Origin of the sequence: Microbulbifer jejuensis, from assembly GCF_047289955.1 — a bacterium.
Taxonomy (GTDB): Bacteria; Pseudomonadota; Gammaproteobacteria; order Pseudomonadales; family Cellvibrionaceae; genus Microbulbifer.
Map to the genome: position 1 here is coordinate 1 of NZ_JBLBUB010000060.1, position 5132 is coordinate 5132.

Annotated in this window: 4 protein-coding genes; all 4 read left to right on the forward strand. The window is 44.3% G+C overall.

The window, feature by feature from the left end; all coding sequences use genetic code 11:
• The first annotated feature begins 563 nt into the window (after positions 1–563).
• Positions 564–1478, forward strand: coding sequence for a hypothetical protein (locus ACL7TT_RS20295; RefSeq protein ID WP_413398001.1), 915 nt, complete (start codon positions 564–566; stop codon positions 1476–1478).
• 33 nt (positions 1479–1511) lie between these two features.
• On the forward strand, positions 1512–2576 hold the full coding sequence (locus tag ACL7TT_RS20300; RefSeq protein ID WP_413398002.1) for a hypothetical protein: 1065 nt from the start codon (positions 1512–1514) through the stop codon (positions 2574–2576).
• Between the two features lie 717 nt (positions 2577–3293).
• Positions 3294–4262: an NAD(P)-dependent alcohol dehydrogenase gene (locus tag ACL7TT_RS20305; protein WP_413398003.1), complete on the forward strand. Its 969-nt coding sequence runs from the start codon at positions 3294–3296 to the stop codon at positions 4260–4262.
• Positions 4263–4785: 523 nt separating this feature from the next.
• A partial coding sequence (locus ACL7TT_RS20310) for a transposase (protein WP_413398004.1) occupies positions 4786–5132 on the forward strand: 347 nt, incomplete at its 3' end.

The following is a 5132-nucleotide window of genomic DNA, read 5'->3' on the forward strand; positions in this document are numbered from 1 at the left end:
CCTCAATCTGGCATCTTTGCTCATAGGTCAGTTGCTTGTAGTGTCTCATTGCATAACTCTTGCCGGAGAAAAAGCGAGAAGCCTACGGGCAACTGGCCGCTTTTTCTAGCTCCATTGAGATATGCACTTACAAGTTGAATCTAGGCATGTTTTCGCCGTCTTTCTCTATCACTAAATAACCAGATGCTCACTGGTTAGCTCAAGATTGAATCCGGGTATGGTGAAAGCAGAGTCAATGATGTCAAAGTGGAACAACTATTTAATAGTTGTCCAGGATAATTTTCTGCCTTAATAGGGCTGCGCCATCTAGAGAAAAGAACAGCCCTTATGATCCTTCCGGTGACAATCAGTTTTGTCACTGAGGGGTGGATTGCGTTGTATTTTGTGCCAAGCATCAAATTAATGTCCGGTTCTTATCTTTGACTCTGTATTACCTTTTGCAAGTGTTGGTATTAATCCTTCGCTTGGAGTTTTTGTTTTTCCGAATCATAAGCATAAATCGGAATGGATTAATTGACTCTTATTCAATCCACAGTTAGATCAATCAAGAGGGAGAATGTAAAGTGATTAAATATATCAGGCGAGTTTCTAATCTGATTGTGATTATTTCAGCTGCAACATATTTTAATAGTATGAATGTATTTGCTATGGAGGCAAAAGTTTTTGCGATCAGTGACTTTATTCCTGCCGCAGCTGGCGGCTGTAATGGTAATGATATGGCATTCTGGGATAATATGGTTGATCGATGGTACGACAAAATGGGGGCAAAAGGTCATATCAAAGACGGTCAGTATACAAATGGCTTTATGACTATTAAGCGTTTTTGTGATCCCGATATTATAACAGGGTGTAACGATCATAATTTCCTTGATGAAGCCGATGCGGCGATGATAGCCACCCACGGTTCAGATAGTGGAGATCATTGGGCTGGAACAATGCGTAGACCCTGGTCTGGACATTGCAAACTGGATGCGGGTGGAACTGCAACGGATATGGCAGTTGGCGATTTCGATTTAGAATTTATTCATTTTTCTTCTTCTTATAGCGCTGACGATGATAATTTATCCGGTATCCGCGAAGCTATGTACGATGTTTCCGACACTTCGGTAAACGGCCGACGCGCTCATCAATGGGATGGCTTTCATGGGGTTATGTGGATTTCTCCTTCTTTTGCGAATGACTACAAAAATTTCGCTGATGATGCACATTCGATTTCTATGTCTAGCGCATGGGTCAACAATATGTACGACTCAACTGTTGATTGTAATTGGAATGATCCTTTTAACTGGTTTGGGAGCTGTCAAGAACAATGTCCAGTTGCATACAGTATCTCTTCCACAATAATTAGCGTGGTCAATCGATTAAACAATGAGCGCTATAACAATGTATATTCTGATCCAAATGGAAAAAATTGGTATGCGTATAAGTATATCCGTAAATGTAATCCTATTGGTGAGACAGCATTCAATCCCAACTAGCAACTCCACTTAATTCATATAAGGAATGGTCAAATGAAAACTAATCTGATTGTCATGGGCAAGACTTTATATCTTATAGCGCTTTTTTGTATGCCAGCAGTTTTTGCCCAGGCCCAAGATAATCCTGGGAACGACAAAGATCTTTCCAGAGAGGATCTCGAGTATATTATTGAAAGAGATATGCCGAAAGTTCTGGGTGAGAATAATGTAGAGTTGCTCACACAAATGTTACAACCAAATCGTGGAAATTCTCTGTATGAAACCTTTGATGGAAATAAAGCTGTGAATTATCTTTTCAAAGGAAAGGATGTGGTTTATGGGAAGGAATGTGATAAAGAGCTTTATCCTCAGGGCCAGTGCGATGTGGTCAGCGGTTCTTCGAATGGAGAAGAAGAATATTCAAAGTTTAGCTTTAATAACAATTTGTCATTGGCTGATATTCGATTCAGCGACCGGCCCGCCTTCGGGCCAGCTAAAAAGGTGGAAATTTCTAACCAAGAAGCTTTTTATGCAGCTAAAAAATTTCTGATAGATATCTTTGGTATATCCGAAGAAGAAATTCCAACTGCACCAAGCAATGCTAGTAACCCCTACCCGGTGAAGACTGTGAATATGGCCTATTCTGATGGTGCTGGTAGTAGTGGTTTCTTGCCAGTGGAAAAATTGGTTTCTTTCCCTCGCGGTTTATTTGTTAAAGGAGGGCTGGGTTGGATACCCGGGCCAGGCCGTCTCAAAGTAACAATAGACGACCAGGGAATTAATACTGCATCTGTTTCGGGTTGGGCAGACTTGAGTGGCTATGGATTAAATCTAGATCCTAGAGATGCCAAATCACGCAGAGCACTGGTTTCCGAACTGGCTACCCGTTTGCAAGATGAGGGCATTAATAGTTTGAATTCAACCCGAGGCGTACTGGCAATCGCTTTGCCTGTTGGCGCAAAATCTCCAATTCCAGTTTTACGAGTATACGCTGCCGCTTTGGAGAGAGATTTAGATGAAAAATCTCAAGGTAATAATGCCTCTTCGGCCGGAGTTGTATTAGATATTCCACTTTTGGTCAGTATCGATGAAAGTAAATCGATAGGAGATGGGGAATAGCTTCTACTACTTATGATCTTTAGTGAATGGCTCCGCTACTGTTAATAGTGTTAAGCTCAGTTAAGCATGGCTGAGCTTGCTAAGGGAGGCTGTGCTTGATTCAATAATTACGATTGAAGAAACTGTCTTGGCTGCAAGTCTCCAGCTGTGTGCAATCACCAGGGTGTGTTTGGCGCCAATTTCCGTGCTTTCTGCTCAAGTGAGTCCTGCTGCAATGGAAAAGAACAGGAGTAAAACAGATAGATTTTTTTTGAACATTTCAAGGCCGTCCCATAGGGGTATGCAAGCCTTTCTAGCAAAGGAATATGACCGGGACATATCAGGGTAAGGCGTGCAGTGTAAGGTGGAGATCGGAGGAATATAGAATATAAGCATCCTTCTTCGGTTTAGCCATACTCTGCCGCCAGAGAGGGAACCAGCTCAGGTCAGGCTGTTCGATCCTTCGCAGATTCGTCTATCCGATTGACAAAGTGACCCAACCACTGCCAACTTCCACATCTTACAGCGGACCGATGGAGCGACTTACGTTTCGCGAAGCATTCTCCAGGACTTTTCAGTCAAACCGAATAAAAAATGATTAACTTTGAATGCTCTCAACTTAAAACCTGGGACTTGATCAGTAAACAACTTCAGGAAGTTCGAGTAGAATACTTTGAATCAAGGATAAATAGGTAGTTTATAATTCCTATACCCTCACGGCAATTAAGAGAACACAGCATGAAAGCTGCAATCTATACCCAATATGGATCCCCCGACGTACTTCAGCTTAGAGATGTGGACAAACCCGTGCCGAAAGACACAGAAGTCTTAATCCGTGTGCACGCCACGTCAATTAACGACTGGGACTGGGGCTTGCTCAACGGTGATGCGGTCAACCGATTAATTAACGGAATTTTTAAACCGAAAAAGATGAACATACTTGGCTCCGACATTGCGGGTCGTGTCGAAGCTGTCGGTAAGGCGGTCACATGTTTTAAACCGGGTGATGACGTGTATGGTGACCTGGCGGGTCGATTTGGTGGATTTGCCGATTATGTTTGTGCACTGCAAAACCAGGTGGCCAAGATGGCAATAGGCATGTCCTTCGAGCAGGCCGCGGCGATCCCCCAGGCCGGGATGCTGGCGCTGCAAGGCTTGTTCGATATCCTGCCCTTAAAAGATGGACAGAAAGTCCTTATCAACGGTGCCGGAGGCGGAGTGGGCACCTTTGGTATTCAATTTGCCAAGCAATTCGATGTTGAGGTCACCGGCGTTGATAGTACTGGAAAATTGGAACTTATGCGCCGGATTGGGTTTGACCACGTTATTGACTATACCCAAGAGGATTTCACCCAAAGCGGTCGGGAATACGATTTAATTGTCGATGCCAAAACAAACCGCTCTTCGTTTGTCTATTTGCGTGCGCTCAAGCCCAGCGGGGTTTACGCAACGGTGGGTGGGCGTGTCCCACGTTTGCTGCAAGTCGCTTTATTCGGAAAACCCATTCAATGGTTAACCGGAAAACAAACTCGCATTATTGTTTTGCGAGCGAATCGCGATTTGGCCTATATCAATGAACTTTTCGAGGCAGGTAAACTGACCCCCGTTATCGACGGCCCTTACACATTAAATCAACTGGCCGATGCGTTTCGCCATTTTGGCAGGGCGGAACACCAGGGAAAAATTGTGGTTACGATACCCGCTTGATCGTTTTGGTATGAGCTGAAAAAAGTGCACGATAACCATTCGTGAACATAAAACTGCTGGGCACCTTGTGACTACCATCTTTTTATCAGAGAAGCTTGCCCATTAACGACGCGCAGCCCCAAGCTCGGCCTGCAAGACAAGACAAGACAAGACAAGACAAGACAAGACAAGACAAGACAAGACAAGACAAGACAAGACAAGACAAGACAAGACAAGACAAGACAAGACAAGACAAGACAAGACAAGACAAGGACAATGTCATTGTATTTTTTTGACCGGAACTTCTAACTGAATAGAATACTGAAAATCGTCCAAGAATTTCTCTTGGGTAGTTCTCAGGACAGTAGCTTGGCAAAATTCATCATCGACAGTCAGAATCCAGAGAGGATGGACGTGTTTCGATTGGCATCCTAGCTGCAACTTGGGTCTCTTGAGTAACCGGGATTGGGATAACCTAGGGAAACTCTGATTAAGTCTCTCGATTCCGATATAATGATCCAAATTCAACAGTATGCAGAACCCAATGTCCCAACTGACTTTTGCCGAAGCTGAATACAGTAATAAGAAGCGTCAGACTCGTCGCGAGAAGTTCCTTGCCAAAATGGATGCCCTAATCCCATGGAAGAAACTCGAAAAGCGCATTTTGCCGGTTTATCCGAGGGTCGGTAACGGGCGCCGCCCATACCCGTTGACTGTGATGCTGCGTATCCACTGCATGCAGCTGTTTTACAACCTCAGCGACCCGGCTATGGAGGATGCACTGTATGAGATTGAGTCTATGCGTCGCTTTGCGGGCCTGCGCCTATCCGACAGCCTGCCGGACGAAACGACCATCCTGAAGTTCCGCCACCTGCTGGAACAGCACAATCT